Raw genomic sequence first — 20,015 nt, 5'->3', positions numbered from 1 at the left:
GCTAATAACAGCTCCGGCTAAAAACAACTCCGGCTGACCACGGTCCCGGCCCCCGCGCGCCCTAGCGCCGCCAATGGGTTGGCACGATGATCAACGCCCCGATGGACGACAGGATTGCATTCACCCCCGGCGAGGCAAACCCAAAGCCAAACATCAGCCGCACAAAATAGAACAAAAACGCCCCACCGATGCAAATGATGATGCTTTGCACATAGCCGTTGTGGGTGAATCGCGATTTTTCCGAGATATATCCAACGATCCCGGCGATCACCACCGTCCCAATCAACACCGGAAACATCAGTTTTCCCCCAGCTTTGTCCCCGCAGGCAGTGGCATGCCGCGCAGAAAGGTGGCCGCATCCTGTGCGCCCTTGCCCGCCCTTTGCAGGGTCATCAGACGCAGCGCGCCTGTACCACAGGCGACGGTGATCTGATCATCCAGAAGGATACCGGCATCGCCCTGTCCTTCTGCCAATTCGGACATCAGGATTTTCACCCGCGTCTCGCCAATCACGGTCCAGGCCCCGGGAAAGGGCGACAGCCCCCGGATTTGGCGATCAATATCAGCCGCCGGTCGCGACCAATCAATCGCGGCCTCCGCCTTGTCGATCTTGGCCGCATAGGTCACGCCGTCATCCGGCTGGGCCTCGGGCTTCAGCGTGGGGAGCTGATCAAGCGCCTCGACGATCAACCGCGCGCCAACGGCAGACAGACGATCGTGCAGCGCGGCGGTGGTATCGGCGGCGGTAATTGGCGTGTCTTCGCGCAACAACACCGGCCCCGTGTCCAATCCGGCCTCCATCTGCATGATACAGACCCCGGTTTGCGCGTCGCCGGAAAGGATCGCGCGGTGGATCGGCGCCGCCCCGCGCCATCGCGGCAGCAAAGACGCGTGAATGTTCAGACAGCCATGGGTTGGCGCATCCAGCGTCGCCTGCGGCAGGATCAAACCATAGGCGACAACAACCGCAATATCGGCCTTCAAGGCGGCGAAATCGGCCTGCGCGCTTTGGGATTTCAAGGACACCGGGTGGCGCACCTCCAGGCCCAGCGCCTCGGCGCGGGCGTGCACCGGTGTCGGGCGCTCTTTTTTGCCCCGCCCGGCGGGGCGCGGCGGCTGGCAATAGACCGCGGCAATGTCGTGGCCCGCATCCACCAGTGCATCCAGCACCGGCACCGAGAAATCCGGCGTGCCCATGAAGATCACTCTCATTGCGAATCCCTCATCTCGGTGTTCCTATTTTGCCTTGCGCGCCTTGCGGATCAGCATATCGCGTTTGACCTTGCTCAAATGGTCAAAATACATGCGCCCGTTCAGATGGTCGATCTGATGCTGCACCGATGTGGCCCACAGGCTGACCAGATCCCGATCCTCGATCTCGCCGGCCTCGTTCATGTAGCGCACGGTCACCGCGCGCGGGCGGGCGATTTTCGCCGAAACACCGGGGAGATTGGGGCTTGCCTCTTCATGCTCGCGCAGCTGCACAGAGGCATGCAGAATTTCCGGATTGGCCATGCGGATTACCTGGCCGCGTTCCTCTGACGCGTCGACAACGGCAAGCCGCAGCATGTCGCCCAATTGCGGGGCGGCCAGACCGACACCGGGCATTTCCTCCATCACCGCAATCATCTGATCCCAGAGACTGCGAATGTCATCGGTGATTTCTGTCACCGGGGCGGCGGCGGTGCGCAGACGTTTGTCTGGCCAGGGAATAACTTTACGGGTCATATGCGCGAGGTAAGGCAGCACAGCGGCCGAAGCAAGAGAGACCTGCACCCGCCCACCAGCGGGCCGGGTCTCAGATCAACCGGTCGTTTGGGCCCGGGCGTATTCGGCGGCCAGATCCTGAGCGGCGTCTGGCGGCAGGTGATCGAAAATCACGCGACCGTTCAAATGGTCCAATTCGTGTTGGGCGCATTTCGCCTCGATCCCCGACAGTTCACGTTCCTGACGGGTGCCATCCGCATCCGTGAACCGCAGGACAATCTGCGCGGGCCGCATCACATCAGCACTTACACCCGGGATCGACAGACAGCCTTCTTCGCCGCCGACACGGGTTTCCGAGGCCTGAATGATTTCAGGATTGATGCAGACCATGGGCTGGCGCGGACCCGTTTTCCATGCGCAATCCATCACGAACAGACGCAGAGCAACCCCGACCTGGGGCGCGGCCAGCCCCCGGCCCGGTGCGTCATACATTGTTTCCAACATATCCTGCACCAATGTCGCCACATCACCGGCGCCATCTCTGGCCCCATCGCTGGCCCCATCTTTGGCCACAGGCAGGCAGTTGGTTTGCAATATCGGGTCCGGCCAGAGCCGGATCGCCAGCACCGTCACGCGGAACGCGCCCGTTCGCGTTTCAGCTTCTGCATCCGGCGGGTGATCATCTGGCGTTTCAGCGGCTTGAGGTAATCAATGAACAATTTGCCGTCCAGATGGTCGATTTCGTGCTGTACGCAGGTCGCCCAAAGACCGTCAAATTCCTGTTCCTGCACATTACCGTCGCGATCCAGCCAGCGCACCTGCACGGCCTCTGGACGGGTGACATCCGCATATTGATCCGGGATCGACAAACAGCCCTCTTCATAGGTGTTGAGATCTTCGGAGCTGACGACAATTTCAGGATTGAACATCACCAAGGGTTTTGGTGGTGCAGTTTCGTCTTTTTCACAATCCAACACAATCAGCCGGTTCAACACGCCGATTTGTGGCGCGGCCAGGCCAATGCCGGGCGCCTGATACATTGTATCCAGCATGTCGTCGGCCAGCCTGCGCAGGTCGTCGGAAATATCATCAACGGCTGAGCAAGGCTTTTTCAGCCGCGGGTCGGGGTGGATGAGAATGGGCAATTTCATGTGCTGTGATCTAGGACAGCTTGGTCAAAAGCGCAATGACGGCCTGCGCCTGAACTGTGGAAATGCCACATGACCGGCAGGGCAGAAGGGGGCCAGCCCCCTCGGCCTTTGGCCTCACCCCTGGGATATTTTGATCCAGGAGAAAGACGGGCGCATTTGTCCCGGTCGGCATCAGCGCAGGACAGCGCCCGGGTTCATGATTCCGTTTGGATCCAATGCCACTTTGATGGCGCGCATGGCCGCCAGTTTTGCCGGATCAGCATAGCGTTCCAAATCCGCCACTTTCAGCCGGCCGACCCCATGTTCCGCGCTGAAGGAGCCGCCCATTGCAACGCAGAGATCATGGACGGTTTGCTGGATCGCGGCGCGATGATCGGCGAAGTCGGATTTGCTCTGCCCTTTGGCGGGGAAGACATTGTAATGCAGGTTTCCGTCGCCCAAATGGCCAAAGCAGTTGATGCGTATGTCACCGAAACCGGCCAATTTTTCCGGGGCTGTGGCGATGAAATCGGCCACCACACCAAGCGGCAGCGCGATGTCATGCGAGGAAATGGAGCCAATTGCCTTGTTCGCCACCGGGATATGTTCGCGCAGCGCCCAGAAATCGGCCCGTTGGCCGACGCTTTGCGCAATCACGCCATCGCTGGCGAGGCCGGCCTCCAGCGCGGCGGTAAAGATAGTCTCGAGGGCCGCTGCGGGATCGTCCCCTTTGCCCATGCCCAATTCGATCAGCACCATCCAGCCGGGTTTTTCCGCAAATGGCTGGCGGATGTCCGGCAATGTTTCGGACAGGAAGTTCAATGACATTTCGCTGATCAGTTCAAACGCCGAAATGGTTTCGCCGGCGATGTCGCGCGCCAGCGCCAGGAGGGACAGCGCCGCGCTGGGGCTTTCGACCACGATCATCGCGGTGCCGGTGGTGGCGGGTTTTGGCGACAGGCGCAGGCAAGCGGCGGTGATCACGCCGAGGCTGCCCTCTGCGCCGATCAGGAGCTGTTTCAGGTCATATCCGGTGTTGTCTTTGTAAAGCCGTTTCAGCCCATGCCAGATGGTGCCGTCGGGCAAGACCGCCTCGAGCCCGAGACACAGCGCACGGGTGTTGCCATACCGCAGCACGTTGACCCCGCCAGCATTGGTCGCAAGACAACCGCCGATGCGTGCGCTGCCCTCTGACGCGAGAGAGAGCGGGAACAGGCGATTGACGTCCTCGGCCGCGGTCTGGATATCGGCAAGGATGGCGCCTCGGCAATCAGCACGTTTTCCTGGGGATGGACCGCGCGGATCGCATTCATCCGCTCGAGCGACAGGATCAACGGCGCCGGGCCGTCGGGCTTGACCTGTCCGCCCACCAACCCGGTGCCGCCGCCATAGGGCAAGACGCCAATCCGCGCGGCGTTGCACGCCGTGATCAGGGTCGCGACCTCCTCTACTTTGCGCGGACGGGCGAGATATGCTGGTTGGCCCTGCCAACGGCCGCGCGGCTCTTCGAGATAGCGTGGATCTGCCGCGCGGATCGTATCATCGGGCAAATCACCGGCCAGGGCCGCAAGAAAATCTGCGGTCACCGGTGAAAGGTCGCGGGGTGTCTCAGGCATGGTTTTCCTCCTGCCCGCGCGGTCCAGATCATTGATAAAGCGGGCGTTACTGGTCTGTGTCGCGCAACCAGTCAGGGCGCAGAATGACCACGGTTGGCCGGGATGGCAAGGTGGCAAGCGACAGTTCAATCGACGCCCCCCCGGGGCGCTGGATGTCAAATTCATCCGCCATGCCAGCGGCAAATTGGTTCAGGCCATAATCGGAAAACCAATGCATCGGAATCACGACAGAGGATTTCAATCGCTTCAGGATACGGATCATGGTGGCCAGATCCACGGTCATCCCGCCGTCCACCGGCGCCATCACCACATCAAGCCGCCCCAAAGCGGCATATTGCCGATCATCCGGTTCATGATGCAAATGGCCCAGATGGCCAATGCAAAGGCCTTCGACTTCGAACACGAAAATCGAATTTCCCTTGGGTTCCATGCCGCTGCCCGAACGGATGTCGGTCGATACATTGCGCACCAGCATTTCGCCCAGATCGAGGTAATGTTCGATGCCTGTGCCAAAGGGCGTGCCCCAACCGGGCAGCGCATGTGGTATGGCCGGATCGGGGGCGGCGGTCCAATGGCTTGAATGGGCATGGTTCATGGTCACCACATCGGGGATCATTTTGGTGGTGCCGATAAAACCGGTGAAATCGGTCACCGCGTTCAGCCCGCCCTGGGTCTGAATCAGAAAGGCCGCATGCTGGATATAATGGATGCGCACGGAATATTGCGGCACCGGATCGCGCCAGGCCGCCCGGTGAAGATATTCGACCCCCGGCGCCGCATCGGCAATGGCGATGCAATGGCTGGGTCGGCGATCAAGCTCGCGGGTCTGAGCGTGGCTTGAATTGGCAAAGAGCACAAGGAACGGCAGGATAAAGCGCAACATCAGGTCACCTCTTTTTGCAAAGGGTAACGCGATTCGCGCGCGGGTCACGCGGTGTTGATGGGGCAGATGCGTATTTTCAAAGAGAAGAAGCCCGGATCGCCCGAAACAGCGGCGTCAGAGACCGGCATCGGTCTTGCCGCGACGGTCGACCCGCAAGGCAGCATAAAGAACATGGGTGCGCCAGCGACCGTTGATTTGCAGGTAGCTTTGCGCCACGCCTTCGTATTTGAAACCCGAACGCTCAAGCAACCCGCGCGAGGCCGCGTTTTCCGGCAGGCAGGCCGCTTCGATGCGCGACAGATCCATTTTGGTAAAGGCGTGATGCACCAATCCCAGTATTGCCTCGCGCATATAGCCCTGGCGCGCGTAGGGCGCACCGATCCAATACCCCAGAGTTCCGGCCTGCGCCGGTCCGCGGCGGATATTGTCGAGGGTGATGGCCCCCAGCAGTGCATTGTCCTGACGCCGGATGATGAACAACGGCACGGCGGTGCCATTGGTGATGGCGCGCTGTGCCCAATAGACCCGGTTGGTAAAGCTCTTGCGGCTCAGGTGGTCGCTGGCCCATGTCGGTTCCCACGGGGTCAGGAAGGCTTCGCTGGTGGCGCGCAACCCCGACCAATCGCGGAAATCCGAATGGATCGGGGCCCGCAGGGATAGACGATGGGTTTCAAGCCTTATCCGGCGGCGCGACAGAAGCATCAGGCCGCGCGCCGCGCATTCAGCCCGGCCAGATCCGGGGCACCGTCGACAGGACCATAAAGCGCCAGCGCCGAGGGCGCGACAGATACGAGATTTCCAGCAAAGTCGCGCACGCCCCCGGTGGTCACCGCGTCGATCATGGCGATGGTTTCAGACAGGTCCGGCACCCGGTTCCAGATCTGTATCATCCGCGCCAGCCGCTCTGCCCGACTTGACGGGCTTTCCAGCCCCATGAGCAAGCCGGCCTTCATCTGGGCGCGGGCACGGGCAATCTCGGCCTCGGACATGTCATCCGCGGCGCGCTTCATCTCGTCGATGGTCAGATCGAGCAATTCCCCCAATTGCCCGCCCGAGGTGCCGGCATAGATCGTGGTCATCCCGGTATCGGCATAAGCGCCAGGCCTGGGCAAAGATGGTATAGCACAATCCCCGGCTTTCGCGGATTTCCTGAAACAGGCGGGACGACATGCCGCCGCCAAGCGCAATGGAATAGATCTGGGCGGTGTAAATCGCATCATCGCGATAGCCCGGGCTTTCAAAGGCCAGTGCGACATGCGCCTGTTCCAGGGTCTTGATGTTGCGGCTTTCGCCGCCGTGGAACCGCGCCGGCACATCGGCATCCGCGCTGCGCGCCGGAAGATGGCCAAACAGCGCCTCGGCCTGTTGGACCAAAGCGTCATGATCCACAGCGCCAGCCGCCGACAGGATCATCTGATCCGGGCCATACCGTTCGGTCACAAATTGCGACAGGTCATCCCGACCAAAGGCGCGAACACGTTCGGTTGGGCCCAGAATGGACCGGCCCAGCGGTTGATCCGGGTAGGCCTGTTCCTGAAGCCAGTCAAAGATCACATCGTCGGGTGTGTCCAGCGCCTGACCGATCTCTTGCAGGATCACACCGCGCTCGATCTCGATCTCTTTGGGGTCAAAGACCGGGTTAAGCAGAATATCCGCCACCACATCCACCGCCAACGACACATCGGTGCGCAGCACACGGGCGTAATAGGCTGTCACCTCGCGCGAGGTATAGGCATTGATATAACCGCCGACATCCTCGATCGCCTCGGCAATCTGCAACGCACTGCGGGTCTTGGTGCCCTTGAACGCCATATGTTCAAGAAAATGCGCAATCCCGTTCTGTTCAACCCGTTCGGCCCGCGCCCCGGCCCCCACCCAGATCCCAACCGAGGCGGATTCAAGCCCGGGCATAAATTCGGTCACTATGCGGAAACCGTTGGACAGCGTATGCAATTCTACCGTCAAGAGGCGATCTTCTCCCGTATGAGGGTTTCAAGAGCGGCGAGGTCGTTTGACACCCGCGTCACCCGTTCCGGACGCTCATATAGATTGCCCATCCGTTGGGGAAGCCCCGGCCGCAGACCGGTGGCTTTTTCAACAGCATCCGGGAACTTGGCCGGATGCGCCGTGGCCAGAGTAATCATCGGCGTTTTTGCATCGCGCATCTCCTCGGCGACCTTCACACCGACGGCGGAATGCGGGCAGAGCAATTCGCCCATGGTGTTTTGCGCGGTGCCAATCGTGGCGAGGGTTTCCTCCTCGCTGGCGCGGCCACTGTCAAAATGCTCACGCAAGCGTTGCAGCGCACCTTGCGACACGGTGAACCCGCCCTGGCCCAATTCCTCCATCAGCAGACCGATGGCATTGCCGTCGCGGTCATAGGCATCAAACAAGGCACGTTCGAAATTGCTGCTGACCTCAATGTCCATCGACGGCGAAATCGAGGCATGCACCGCATCCTTGGCATAGGCCCCCGACGACAGACAGCGATGCAGAATATCGTTCTGGTTTGTCGCCACCACCAGCCGGTCAATCGGCAGCCCCATCCGTTTGGCAATATAGCCCGCAAAGATGTCACCGAAATTGCCGGTGGGCACGGTAAAGCTGACACTGCGCCCCGGCGCCCCAAGCGACACCGCGGACGAGAAATAATAGACCACCTGCGCCAGAACCCGCGCCCAGTTGATCGAATTGACCCCGGCAAGGCGGACTTCGTCGCGAAAATCAAAATCGTTGAACATGTCCTTCAAACGCGCCTGACAATCGTCGAAATTGCCGTTCATCGCCAGCGCATGCACATTCGACTCGGACGGTGTGGTCATCTGGCGGCGCTGTACTTCGCTGACGCGGCCATGCGGGAACAGGATAAAGACATCCACCGCATCAAGCCCGCGAAACGCCTCGATCGCGGCGCTGCCGGTATCACCCGAAGTCGCCCCCACAATCGTCACCCGTTCGCCGCGCCGCTTCAACGCATCCTGAAACAGCAGACCGATCAGCTGCATGGCGAAATCCTTGAACGCCAGGGTCGGGCCGTGGAACAATTCCAGCAGGAAATGATTGGGAGCAAGCTGAACCAGCGGCGCGCGGGCACCATGGCCAAAATTGGCATAAGCACGCGTAATGATGTCGCCCAACGTCGCATCGGTGAAGGTGTCATCAATAAACGGCCGCATGACGCGAAAGGCCACCTCCTCATAAGACAGCCCTGCCAGCGCCGCGATATCTTCGCTGCGCATCACCGGGATTTCCGCCGGCACATACAGGCCACCGTCCCGCGCCAACCCGCTTAGCATCGCCTCTTCAAAGGTCAGTTCCGGGGCGCGGCCCCTTGTCGAGATATATTTCATCGCTCAGGCGTCCTTGTTCCGTGTCGCACGGTAAATATAGAATCCGGTCATCCCCAGCCAAATCGCGGCGAGGGAAAACCATGTGATGACATACTGCAAATGGTCGTTCGGGATCGAGGCCGTGTCGACCGGCAGCGGCGTGATGGCGGGGTCTTCCGGCTCCGATGTTCGCGCGATGACCAACGCCTGCGTGGTGTCCAGTGCTGCGGCCATATCGACAATATCGCGGGCGAACCAAATATTGCCCGCCAGATCATTGTCCGGGGTCGACGAATTGCGATCATCCGGCCAATGCAGATTGCCGATCACGCGCGCCGGGCCAATCGGGCGGGCATCGTCAACGGCGACCACCGGAACAAACCCGCGATCCACCAGAATGCGGCGCCCATCCTCAAGCACAAATGGCGCAATCACCCGGTACCCGGCGCCGACGTGTTTCTGCGAGACCAGAACATGGATTTCGCCGCTGTCAAACCGCCCCTCCAGCGCAACAGGCAGGTATTTGTCTGTCACCGGATCGGGATGCGCGGGCAGCGCGACCGGAGTCGCGGAAATCCGGTCTTCAATCGCCGCCAGCACCCCCTGCTTCCAATCCAGCCGCTGCAACTGCCACAGCCCAAGCCCGACCAGAATCGCTGTCCCGGCCAACCCGACGATCAAGGCAAAGAGGATACGTTGCATGGAGCCCCGTGCAAATAAGAAGTCACACATGCGCAGGCCCGCATGCGCCAAGGGTTTTCCCTGTTTCCCACGCATGATGCAACCCGCTTCGCACAACTGATACCATGGCGTCCGGCACAAATGCCAATCAAACCACCTGAATTTCTTCTTGGTCCAAATATCCCGGGGGTGAGGCCACAGGCCGAGGGGGCGGCCCCCTCTCCCGCGGCGGCCAAATCGCGCCCCGGTCGGCGACAGGCAGTTCCGCCAGCCACGACCGCCCAAAACCAAAAACGCCCACCACAAGGGCAGGCGTTTTCATGTCACAGGATCGGGCGGGCTCAGCCCCCCCAGATGTAGACCGCAGCAAACAGGAACAACCACACCACGTCCACAAAGTGCCAGTACCAAGCCGCAGCTTCAAAACCGACATGCACCTCAGAGGTGAAATGGCCCTTGTAGACCCGCAACAGGCAGACGAACAAAAAGATCGTGCCGATGATCACATGTGCGCCGTGGAACCCGGTCGCCATGAAGAAGGTCGCGCCATAGATGTTGCCAGAGAAGCCAAAGGCCGCATGGCTGTATTCATACGCCTGGAAGAAGGTGAAGATCACACCCAGAACAATCGCGATGATCAGACCCGATTTCACGTCTTCCCGGTTGTCTTCATGCACCAAAGCATGGTGCGCCCATGTGGCGGCCGCACCGGAACACAGCAGGATCAGCGTGTTGATCAGCGGCAGGTGAAAGGCATCAAATGTCTCGATGCCCGCAGGGGGCCAAACGCCATCAACCGCCGGGCTGTTGGGGCCCATCGGATACATCGCGTGTTTGAAGAAGGTCCAGAACCAGGCGGCAAAGAACATCACTTCGGACATGATGAACAGGATGAAACCGTATTTCAGGCCAATCCGCACCACCGGCGTATGGTCGCCAACATGGCTTTCGGCCACCACTTCGGACCACCAGGCAAACATGACATAGAGCACGCCAACCAAGCCGATCAAGAAAATCCACGGGCCTTTGTCGTGGAACATCAGCACCGCGCCGAAGAGCATGACAAACCCAGTCAATGCCCCCAGGAAGGGCCAGATCGAGGGGCTCAGAATGTGATAGTCGTGATTTTTAACATGGGCCATTGTTGGTCATTCCCTCGTTGGCAAGGCTCAGTTCGTTTGGGTCGTCGCCGGAGCAACCGAAAGTTCGGCAGTTTCCGGCATGTCGATTTCATAGAACGTATAAGACAGAGTGATATGTTTGGTGTACTTGGCGTCGCGGTCTTCGACAATGGCCGGATCAACAAAGAAGGTCACCGGCATTTCGACCCGTTCGCCCGGCATCAGCACTTGTTCGGTGAAACAGAAACACTCGATCTTGGTGAAAAAACCGCCCGCATCAAACGGCGCGACATTATAGCTCGCCTGACCGGCAATTGGCCGATCGGTCGGATTATACGCCTCGTAGAATGCCAACCCGGTTTCGCCGATACGAATGGTCATTTCCGGCTGCAGTGCGCGGAATTCCCAGGCCATCTCGCGGTCACGCGAGGCGTCGAAACGGATCTTGATGGTCTTGTCGAGGATCACATCGCTGCCGGTCTCAGCGGTATTGGTCACCCCGCCAAAGCCGGTGACGCGGCAGAACCAATCGTAAAACGGCACAGAGGCCCAGGCCAACCCGCCCATCAGCAAAACCACGGAAACCGTCTGCAACACGGTCTTTTTCGGACCCGACAGCGCCATTATTCCGCTCCCGCAACATTGCTCGGGGCCTGAAAGCCCTGGCTCGTGATCTTGACATAGGTCAGACCAAAGATGATCGCGATCAACGCTCCCAGAAGCAGCCCAACCCCAAGGTTGCGACCACGCCGGCGGATGTGCAGTTCATGTTCGTCCTGAAAGCTCACAACAGACCTCCAAAGGTCAACTGCAGTCCAAAGCGGTCAAATCCGGCTTCGGCCAGGATCGCCCCGAAATGCAAAAAGAGATACAGCAAAGACAGCTTGAAGAACCGCCGTTCGGCGCGAAAATCATCTGCCTCCGCCTGTGTTTCGTCACGCCGCCAGATGGCAAACGCCCCCTTGATGAACAGGGCATTCAGCACCACCGACACGATCAGATAGATTGGCCCGCCTGCCCCGGTAAAGGAAATAGAGATCGCCAGAACCGCCAGCAGCAGCGTGTAGACCAATATATGGGCGCGCGTCGATTTGCGGCCATGGGTCACGGTCAGCATCGGCACTTTGGCCGCATCGTAATCGCCGCGCATGAACAGCGCCAGCGCCCAGAAATGCGGCGGTGTCCACATGAAGGTCAGACAGAACATCAACACCGATTTAACCGAGATCCCGCCCGTGGCCGCGGCCCAGCCGATCATCGGCGGAAACGCCCCCGCCGCACCACCGATCACGATGTTCTGGGGCGTCCAGCGCTTCAACCACATGGTATAGATCACCACATAGAAAAAGATCGTAAAGGCCAGCAGCCCGGCCGCCACCCAATTTGTCGCCAGCCCCAGCAGCACAACGGAAAAGCCCGACAATGCCACCCCCAGCGCCAGCGCCTCTTGCGGTGTGACCTTGCCCGCCGGGATCGGGCGGCGCGCGGTGCGTTTCATCACCGCATCAATATCGGCATCCCACCACATGTTCAGCGCGCCAGAGGCACCACCACCCACGGCGATAAACAAGACCGCGCAGAAGCCGACAAAAGGATGCACCGCGACCGGCGCGGCCAACAGACCGACAAAGGCGGTGAACACCACAAGCGTCATCACACGTGGCTTCAGCAGGGCGAAATAATCGCCGAACTGGGCCTCATGCTCTGTGGCGCTGGCGTTATTGATGCTGGCGTCGGTCATAGTTTTCTCCGGTACGGTGCGCAGTGACTGCGCACCCTGCGGGTTTGCATGGCGGGTGCGCAGTCACTGCGCACCGCTTCGCGTCATTCGGCTGCGGCAACCTCGAAGGGCAGCGGCAGACCGGCGTATTCTTCAACAGCGGCGGCCATCCAATCGGCATAGGCTTCTTCGCTGACCACTTTGACGGTGATCGGCATGTAAGCGTGATCCTTGCCGCACAGCTCGGAACATTGACCGAAATAGATGCCTTCTTTTTCGGCTTTGAACCAAAGCTCGGCAATCCGGCCCGGCACGGCATCCTGTTTCACGCCAAAGGCGGGGATGGTCCAGGAGTGGATCACGTCAGCACCGGTGATCTGCATCACGACGGTCTTGTTGACCGGAACCACCACTTGTGTGTCGGTGGCCAGCAGATAGAGATCATCGCTGTACCCGGCTTCGGCCAGATCGTCGCGCCCCAGCATGAAGCTGTCAAACGCGACAACGTTCGAGTCGACACCTTCGATACCCGCATCGACATATTCATAGCCCCAGTACCATTGGTAACCGGTGGCCTTGATCACGATGTCGCCTTCGGGAATTTCCTGCTGCTTGAACAGAACCGGCAGCGAAAACGCACCAATCAGCACCAGAATGACAATCGGCACGATGGTCCAGGCCACTTCGATCGGGGTGTTGTGGGTGAATGTGGCGGGGGTCGGGTTCGACTTCCGGTTGAAGCGAACAAAGACAAACACCATCAGCCCGGCCACGAAGACACAGATAATGGTGATGATCCACAACAGCATCCCGTCCAGCCATTGCAATTCGCGGGCCAATTCGGTGGCGGCGGGCTGAAAGCCGATGCCATTGGGGATTGGCTTGCCGACCACCTCAAGATCCTGCGCCAGGGCGGACCCGGCAACAAAAGTGGCCGTTAGGCCGGTGAACAGTGATTTAAGTCGCATCATATACACCCTGGTCGGTTCATGCTGTTCTGTTTCGGGGGGCGGCCCCGCATGTGACACGCACACGAATCCATTCGCGCGCCGCCCATTGTAACGCTCCCGTTTAAAATCATATTCTGTACCTGAGATAAAGCACCGTGGCCGCGTCAAACGGACGCTTTTTTGACGCAGATCAACAATTTCGAGGCACATGACATGGCAGACACCGGATTTCGCCCCTTTCAGACATCCCTGGACAAGGACCGCGCGCTGGCATTGGTGCGACGTGCCACCGATGGCGCAGATGACGGAGAGCTGTTTCTGGAACGCCGCCGCTCCGAGGTGCTGCATTTCGACGATGGCCGCGTAAAAACAGCCAGTTACGATGCTTCGGAGGGGTTTGGACTTCGGGCCGTCAAGGGCGAGATTTCCGGATACGCCCATGCCACAGAGATCAGCGAAGCGGCGCTGATCCGGGCGGTGGACACCGCAAGATTGGCCGTTGGGGATGGTGGCGGCACGCTGGCACCCGCGCCCATGGCAACAAATCGACGGTTTTACAGCGACGTTGATCCGATCGAAGGCGCGTCTTTTCCCGTCAAGATCGAGACATTGCGCGAAATTGACGCCTTTGCCCGGGATATGGACAGCCGGGTGGTTCAGGTTTCGGCCACCATCATGGCCGCCCACCAGGAGGTCGAGATCCTGCGCCCCGATGGCGTGCATGTGACCGACGTGCGGCCGATGACGCGGGTCAATGTCTCGGTCATTGTCGAACACAACGGCCGGCGCGAAAGCGGCACGGCGGGCGGCGGAGGGCGTGTTGGCCTGGATGGTTTGCTGGATCGTGAGGATTGGCAGGCCAAGGCGCGCGAAGCGCTGCGGATTGCGCTGGTCAATCTCGATGCGGTTCCCGCCCCTGCCGGGGTGATGGACATCGTGCTTGGCCCCGGCTGGCCCGGAATCCTGTTGCACGAGGCGATTGGTCATGGGCTGGAAGGGGACTTCAACCGCAAGGGCAGTTCGGCGTTTGCCGGGCTGATGGGCCAACAGGTGGCGGCAAAAGGCGTGACAGTGCTGGATGACGGCACCCTGCCCGACCGGCGCGGGTCGCTGACAGTGGATGACGAAGGCACGCCGTCGGGGCGCAATGTGCTGATCGAGGACGGTATCCTGACCGGTTTCATGCAGGACCGCCAGAATGCGCGGTTGATGGGGGTGGCCCCCACCGGCAACGGACGGCGCGAAAGCTTTGCCCATGCGCCGATGCCCCGGATGACCAATACCTATATGCTGGGTGGTGATGCCGACCCCGCCGACATCGTCGCAGATCTGAAAGACGGGATCTGGGCCGTTGGCTTTGGCGGTGGTCAGGTGGATATTACCAATGGCAAATTCGTGTTTTCCTGTACCGAAGCCTATCGGGTTGAAAACGGCAAGGTCGGCGCGCCGGTCAAAGGTGCCACGCTGATCGGCGATGGGCCATCGGCGTTGAAACGCATTCATGCGCTTGGCAACGACATGGCGCTGGACCCCGGCATGGGCAATTGCGGCAAGGCCGGGCAATGGGTGCCGGTCGGCGTTGGCCAGCCCACAGTCAAGATCGGCGGTTTGACCGTGGGTGGCGCGGCGGCCTGACCCGGCCCGCGCCGGGGACACCGCCAATACCCGCAGGCCAGATTATACTTGGTCGGCATCTGGGGGTGGTGATTCTTTCGCTGGCGGCCTGGCCCTGACTGGAGCTGATCATCATGGGGTTGGGGGTCTTGTTGACCCTCACCTCGCAAGGCTTGCGCGAAATGTTCAAGAACCCGCCTGTTTACCGGGATTGGCCATCTGATGGGCGCGCCGCTGTGGCACATCGCCCTGCGGTGGGGAATCGGCGGGTCGCAGATCCCCTTGAGCACAGGTTTGGCAATCAGGCTGTTTTGGGCGACCGCATTGCGCATTTGGCTGCCAGCGATGCCTGGCCCGCCAATGACCTTCGGGTTTGGCTGGATCTTGCGGCAGAATCCCTGCGCGAATCGCAATGGATATTGATTGAGGCTCGTCATTAAAGAATACGCCGGATCAGATCCCATAAAGTCAGATTCCATAAAAACGCCCCGGAATTGAAAACGCAATTTCAACGAGATCGCCTGTTTTTCATCGCCAGCGCCAAAAGTTTTGCGAGATGGGTGAATGCGATTTACCCCCTGTTAACCAGTCACAATGTAAACACAATTCAGCAAGAAGGCGGGGCTGGATGACCGACGAAAAATTTTCTTCCACTCACCCCCTACTCCCACCCACCTCGGAAGATGAGCGGTTGGATTGGCTTCGCCTCTTGCGCTCACGTCGGGTCGGCGTGACGACATTTTACCGCCTGATGGCCGAACACGGCAACGCCGCCGCCGCATTGGCGGCCCTGCCCGATATTGCCCGGGCAGCCGGGCTCAAGGATTATGAGGCCTGCCCGCCCGCATGGGTCGCACGCGAATATGCCGCCGGACGCCGGGCCAAGGCCCGTCTGATCTGTTATGGCGATGCCGATTACCCCACCGATCTGGCCGATCTGGCCGATGCGCCGCCCATGCTGTGGGCGCGGGGCGACCTGACATTGTTACGCAAACCCATGCTGGCGCTGGTCGGCGCCCGCAATGCATCATCCTTGGGCACGCGCATGGCCCGCGCCCTGGCAAGTGAATTGGGCGAAGCCGGATTTGTTGTGGTATCGGGCCTGGCGCGTGGCGTGGATACCGCAGCGCATCTTGCTGCATTGGATATGGGCACCGTGGCGGTTTTCGCCGGGGGGGTGGATGTCACCTATCCCGCGGAAAATACCCGCCTGGCCGAGGATATTGCCGCCCGCGGCGTCATCCTGTCGGAACAACCCATCGGCATGACACCGCAGGCCCGGCATTTTCCAATGCGCAATCGCATTATTTCCGGCCTGTCACGGGGGGTCATTGTGGTAGAGGCCGCCGCAAAATCCGGCAGTTTGATCACCGCGCGCAATGCACTGGATCAGGGGCGCGATGTGCTGGCGGTGCCGGGTCATCCATTTGATGCCCGCGCCGGTGGGTGCAACATGTTGATTCGCGACGGCGCGCAACTTGTCCGCAATGCCGCCGACGTGATCGAGGCGGTGGGGCCAGCCCTCTCTGAGGTCAGCGAAGCCGTCGAGATGCAACCGGATCTGCCGCTCGGCCCGACACCGCCCCCGCAGAAACGTACATTGCGCGAAACCGCCGCTTTGCATTCGCAGATCCTGTCGCGCCTTGCGCCGTCACCGGTGGCCGAAGATCAATTGATCCGCGACCTGAAGGGCGAGTCCGGTACGGTCGCGGCGCAATTGACCGATTTGGAATTGGACGGCAAGATCACCCGCCACCCCGGCGGACTTATCTCGCTATCGCCCTGAATGCGCAAATGGCATTGCGCAGCCCCTGACCGGGGGCCAGCCCCCGGACCCCCGGGATATTTTCAAACAGAAGAAGGCGCGAAATGCCGCCCCTTTACGCCCGACTTTCCCTTCGGGTTCAAAAACAATAATCCGAGATCACCGCGCGATATTCCACGCAGAGAGGTTCCCAGGAAAACCACACATCCGTTGCGCCAATGGCGTGATGTACCGCGACCCAGGTGTCGCCACTCTTGCGATATAGCGCCTGGATATTGGTGCCATCCATGAAATCAGGGTCCAGGGTGCCACGCAAAAAACCCGGCGTTGCGGTCAGGTCGATCACCCCGCCCCCCGGATGCTGTGCCGCCACCGCCGCAAAAGCCAGGTCGCCCGCCAATCGTAATTCCCCGACCACGAATTCCACAGGCGCACCCAATTCCCATTCAACATGCGGGCGCAGCGCATCCATCAGCGCGCCGCGCGTTGCGCTGCCGCGTTCGGGTGTCGTCCACTCTTGTGCGGTGGTTGGCGTTGCCAGCAACAGCGCAACACCGACGCAAGAGGGAAATAAGGAAATGAAATTCTGCATGGCTCCTCCGGACTATTGTGCGTATCGTAGCCAATCGTAACAAGAAAACAAAAGCCCGGAATGGCCGCATTGACTTTTGTCCATTCGCGGCACCATGTTCCGCCGCCAGAGCAGTGACCCTGAGTCGAGAGGAATTTTTATGCCAGTTGTTGTTGTCGAATCTCCGGCCAAGGCCAAGACAATCAACAAATACTTGGGATCGGATTATACCGTTTTGGCCTCTTATGGCCATGTTCGGGACCTGCCGCCCAAGGATGGATCGGTTGATACTGACAACGATTTCGAGATGAAATGGGAGGTCGGCGTTGACAGTCGCAAACATGTCAAAGCGATTGCCGACGCGTTGAAAGACGACAATGCCCTGATCCTCGCAACTGACCCCGATCGCGAGGGTGAGGCGATTTCCTGGCACCTTGAAGAGGCCCTGCGCAAGCGGCGCGCCATCAAGAAGGACACGCCGGTCAGCCGCGTTGTGTTCAACGCGATCACCAAATCCGCCGTCACCGAGGCCATGCAGAACCCGCGCCAGGTCGATGCGCCGCTGGTCGAGGCCTATCTGGCCCGCCGTGCGCTGGACTACCTCGTTGGGTTCAACCTGTCGCCGGTGCTGTGGCGCAAATTGCCCGGTGCGCGCAGCGCAGGCCGGGTGCAATCGGTCTGTCTGCGCCTGATCGTCGAGCGCGAGATGGAGATCGAGGCCTTTAATCCGCGCGAATTCTGGTCGGTCAAGGCGCTGTTGGCCACCCCCCGCGGTCAGGAATATGAGGCCCGTCTGACGGTGCATGCCGGCAAGAAGCTGGACCGGTTTGATCTGGAAAACGAAACGGCTGCCGAACTGGCGGTTCAGGCGGTCACGTCCCGCGAATTGCATGTCGCCTCGGTCGAGGCGAAACCGGCCAGCCGCAACCCATCGCCGCCCTTCATGACCTCGACCCTGCAACAGGAGGCCAGCCGCAAGTTCGGCATGGGCGCCCGGCAGGCGATGAACGCCGCACAGCGGCTCTATGAGGCCGGTCACATCACCTATATGCGGACCGATGGCATCGACATGGCCCCAGAGGCCGTGACCGCCACGCGCGAGGCGATTGCCGACCGTTATGGCAAGGAATTTGTGCCCTCTAGCCCAAGGGTTTACAAGAACAAGGCCAAGAACGCACAGGAAGCCCACGAATGTATCCGCCCGACGGATATGACCAAGGATTCCGATGCGCTGGCCAAGCTGGAAACCGATCAGCGCCGTCTTTATGATCTGATCTGGAAACGCACCATGGCCTGTCAGATGGCCGGTGCGAAACTGGAACGCACCGTGGTCGAGATCGCCAGCAAGGACGGTCAGGTCGGGCTGCGCGCCAATGGCCAGCGGATCGTGTTCGAAGGTTTCCTGAAAGTTTACGAAGAAGGGCGCGATGATGTGGCCGACGGGGATGACGACCGCATCCTGCCACAGATCATGGAAGGCGAACCCGCCAAATTTGCCAAGGCCGGGCTGGAGGCCGATTACAACAAGGCCGGTGACAGCGCGCCGCAGGTGATCGAAACCGGCGGCATTCAGCGCAACGGCAAGGCGCTGCTGAGTGAAAACACCGCCGTTCTGGCGCTGCAACACCACACCCAACCGCCGCCGCGTTATACCGAGGCGACACTGGTCAAACGCATGGAAGAACTGGGCATTGGCCGCCCGTCGACCTATGCCAGCATTGTCACCACGATTCAGGACCGCGAATATGTCCGCAAGGACAAAAACCGCCTGTTCCCAGAGGACAAGGGCCGGATCGTCACGATCTTTTTGCTGAACTTCTTCCGCAAATATGTCGGTTATGAATTTACTGCGGAACTGGAAGAGGAACTCGATCTCGTCAGCGCGGGCGAGGCCGATTACAAGGCGCTGCTGGCCCGGTTCTGGACCGATTTCCATGCCGCGATTGCCGAAACTTCGGATCTTCGGATCTCGGAAGTGCTGGATGTGCTGGACGCGGCCCTGTCCGATCAGCTGTATCCTGCGCGCGAAGATGGCAGCGATCCGCGCATCTGCCCGAAATGCGGCACCGGCAATCTGCACCTGAAATCGTCGCGCACTGGCGGCTTTGTCGGCTGCGGCAATTATCCTGAATGCACCTATACCCGCCCGATTGCAGGCGAAGGGGCGGACGGCGAAGAGCGGATGTTGGGCGAGGATGAGGGCGATGAAATCTGGCTCAAGGCCGGGCGTTTCGGTCCTTATGTCCAACGCGGCGAGCCGACACCGGAAAACAAGAAACCGCCGCGCGCATCGCTGCCCAAGGCCAAGGGGCAATATGTGCCGGGCTGGGGCCCGGATGATCTGACGCTGGAAAAGGCGGTGACGCTTTTGAACCTGCCGCGCGAGATTGGCGAACATTCCGAAGGTGGGGCCGTCAAGGCCAACTTTGGCCGTTTTGGTCCCTATATCATGCACCAAAAGCCGGACGAGGAAAAACCGGTCTATGTGAACCTGAAAGACCCGATCGAGGTGTTCGAGATCGGCATGAACCATGCGGTTGAATTGCTGGCGCATAAACGCGCCAATCCCGGACGGGGCCGCGGCGGCACAGTGGCGAAACCGCTGCGCGAGCTGGGTGATCACCCGGATGGCGGCCCGGTCAATGTGATGGAAGGGCGCTATGGCCCTTACGTCAAATGGGAAAAGGTCAACGCCACCCTGCCGAAAGATACCGAACCGGCAGATGTAACAATGGAAATGGCGGTCAAACTGATCGAGGAAAAAGCCAGCAAGGGCGGCAAGAAGAAAAAAGCCGCGCCGAAAAAGGCTGCTGCCAAGAAACCGGCGGCCAAGAAGAAGGCCCCCGCCAAGAAAACCGCCGCAAAGAAACCTGCGGCGGATGACGCAACATAGTGAACCGGGCGGCCTTCTGGCCGCCCTTTTTACAT

18 protein-coding genes and 2 pseudogenes are annotated in these 20,015 nt (G+C 60.3%); 3 read left to right on the top strand and 17 right to left on the bottom strand.

Features of this window, described 5'->3' with window-relative positions; genetic code table 11:
• Positions 1 to 61: 61 nt before the first annotated feature.
• From AC0L4F_RS12240 to coxB, 16 genes and pseudogenes are all read right to left on the bottom strand, one after another.
• Positions 62 to 298, bottom strand: a complete 237-nt coding sequence (locus tag AC0L4F_RS12240; RefSeq protein WP_244688777.1) for a hypothetical protein — start codon at positions 296 to 298, stop codon at positions 62 to 64.
• Positions 298 to 1,212, bottom strand: coding sequence for a methionyl-tRNA formyltransferase (gene fmt / locus AC0L4F_RS12235; protein WP_244688775.1), 915 nt, complete (start codon positions 1,210 to 1,212; stop codon positions 298 to 300). The genes AC0L4F_RS12240 and fmt overlap by 1 nt, the downstream gene beginning before the upstream one ends.
• 24 nt (positions 1,213 to 1,236) lie before the next feature.
• A complete protein-coding gene (def, locus tag AC0L4F_RS12230) occupies positions 1,237 to 1,728 on the bottom strand; it encodes a peptide deformylase (RefSeq protein ID WP_244688938.1) in 492 nt (163 codons plus the stop codon).
• A 75-nt stretch (positions 1,729 to 1,803) separates the two neighbouring features.
• Entirely contained in the window at positions 1,804 to 2,340 is a 537-nt protein-coding gene (def, locus tag AC0L4F_RS12225; protein WP_244688773.1) for a peptide deformylase, read from the bottom strand.
• Positions 2,337 to 2,858, bottom strand: a complete 522-nt coding sequence (def, locus tag AC0L4F_RS12220; protein ID WP_244688770.1) for a peptide deformylase — start codon at positions 2,856 to 2,858, stop codon at positions 2,337 to 2,339. Before def (AC0L4F_RS12220) ends, def (AC0L4F_RS12225) begins: the two co-directional genes overlap by 4 nt.
• Before the next feature lie 171 nt (positions 2,859 to 3,029).
• Positions 3,030 to 4,453, bottom strand: a pseudogene (locus tag AC0L4F_RS12215) (FAD-binding oxidoreductase).
• A gap of 46 nt (positions 4,454 to 4,499) precedes the next feature.
• Complete coding sequence (locus AC0L4F_RS12210; RefSeq protein ID WP_244688768.1) at positions 4,500 to 5,336, bottom strand: MBL fold metallo-hydrolase; 837 nt, start codon at positions 5,334 to 5,336, stop codon at positions 4,500 to 4,502.
• A 114-nt stretch (positions 5,337 to 5,450) separates the two neighbouring features.
• Positions 5,451 to 6,038, bottom strand: a complete 588-nt coding sequence (locus AC0L4F_RS12205) for a GNAT family N-acetyltransferase (RefSeq protein WP_244688766.1) — start codon at positions 6,036 to 6,038, stop codon at positions 5,451 to 5,453.
• A pseudogene (locus tag AC0L4F_RS12200) lies at positions 6,038 to 7,301 on the bottom strand (M16 family metallopeptidase). The gene AC0L4F_RS12205 and the pseudogene AC0L4F_RS12200 overlap by 1 nt, the downstream one beginning before the upstream one ends.
• The gene (gene thrC, locus AC0L4F_RS12195) at positions 7,298 to 8,686 is read right to left on the bottom strand and encodes a threonine synthase (RefSeq protein WP_244688764.1); all 1,389 of its coding nucleotides are present in this window, start codon (positions 8,684 to 8,686) and stop codon (positions 7,298 to 7,300) included. Before thrC ends, AC0L4F_RS12200 begins: the two are co-directional and overlap by 4 nt.
• A 3-nt stretch (positions 8,687 to 8,689) precedes the next feature.
• On the bottom strand, positions 8,690 to 9,367 hold the full coding sequence (locus tag AC0L4F_RS12190) for an SURF1 family protein (RefSeq protein WP_244688761.1): 678 nt from the start codon (positions 9,365 to 9,367) through the stop codon (positions 8,690 to 8,692).
• A gap of 320 nt (positions 9,368 to 9,687) precedes the next feature.
• Positions 9,688 to 10,488 carry a cytochrome c oxidase subunit 3 gene (locus AC0L4F_RS12185; protein WP_244688759.1) on the bottom strand — a complete coding sequence of 267 codons (801 nt, stop codon included), beginning with the start codon at positions 10,486 to 10,488 and terminating at the stop codon, positions 9,688 to 9,690.
• Between the two features lie 27 nt (positions 10,489 to 10,515).
• Positions 10,516 to 11,091, bottom strand: coding sequence for a cytochrome c oxidase assembly protein (locus AC0L4F_RS12180; RefSeq protein ID WP_244688757.1), 576 nt, complete (start codon positions 11,089 to 11,091; stop codon positions 10,516 to 10,518).
• Positions 11,091 to 11,255 carry a cytochrome C oxidase assembly protein gene (locus AC0L4F_RS12175; protein WP_244688754.1) on the bottom strand — a complete coding sequence of 55 codons (165 nt, stop codon included), beginning with the start codon at positions 11,253 to 11,255 and terminating at the stop codon, positions 11,091 to 11,093. Before AC0L4F_RS12175 ends, AC0L4F_RS12180 begins: the two co-directional genes overlap by 1 nt.
• Entirely contained in the window at positions 11,252 to 12,208 is a 957-nt protein-coding gene (gene cyoE / locus AC0L4F_RS12170) for a heme o synthase (RefSeq protein WP_244688752.1), read from the bottom strand. Before cyoE ends, AC0L4F_RS12175 begins: the two co-directional genes overlap by 4 nt.
• 83 nt (positions 12,209 to 12,291) lie before the next feature.
• Positions 12,292 to 13,155, bottom strand: a complete 864-nt coding sequence (coxB, locus tag AC0L4F_RS12165; RefSeq protein ID WP_244688750.1) for a cytochrome c oxidase subunit II — start codon at positions 13,153 to 13,155, stop codon at positions 12,292 to 12,294.
• Between the two features lie 195 nt (positions 13,156 to 13,350).
• Between coxB and tldD the strand changes: the two genes are divergently transcribed.
• Together tldD and dprA are read left to right on the top strand one after the other, a co-directional pair.
• On the top strand, positions 13,351 to 14,772 hold the full coding sequence (gene tldD / locus AC0L4F_RS12160) for a metalloprotease TldD (protein WP_244688937.1): 1,422 nt from the start codon (positions 13,351 to 13,353) through the stop codon (positions 14,770 to 14,772).
• A 607-nt stretch (positions 14,773 to 15,379) separates the two neighbouring features.
• A complete protein-coding gene (gene dprA / locus AC0L4F_RS12155) occupies positions 15,380 to 16,537 on the top strand; it encodes a DNA-processing protein DprA (RefSeq protein WP_244688748.1) in 1,158 nt (385 codons plus the stop codon).
• 118 nt (positions 16,538 to 16,655) lie between these two features.
• On the opposite strand, the gene AC0L4F_RS12150 is transcribed toward dprA, so the two are convergent.
• Entirely contained in the window at positions 16,656 to 17,108 is a 453-nt protein-coding gene (locus tag AC0L4F_RS12150) for a hypothetical protein (RefSeq protein WP_244688746.1), read from the bottom strand.
• Positions 17,109 to 17,247: 139 nt separating this feature from the next.
• Here AC0L4F_RS12150 and topA point away from each other — a divergent pair, with 139 nt between their 5' ends.
• Positions 17,248 to 19,980, top strand: coding sequence for a type I DNA topoisomerase (gene topA, locus AC0L4F_RS12145; RefSeq protein WP_244688743.1), 2,733 nt, complete (start codon positions 17,248 to 17,250; stop codon positions 19,978 to 19,980).
• The last annotated feature ends 35 nt before the right edge of the window (positions 19,981 to 20,015 follow it).

It is taken from the genome of Marinovum sp. J2-8, from assembly GCF_055808435.1.
This window is presented reverse-complemented; position numbering and strand designations above follow the sequence as displayed.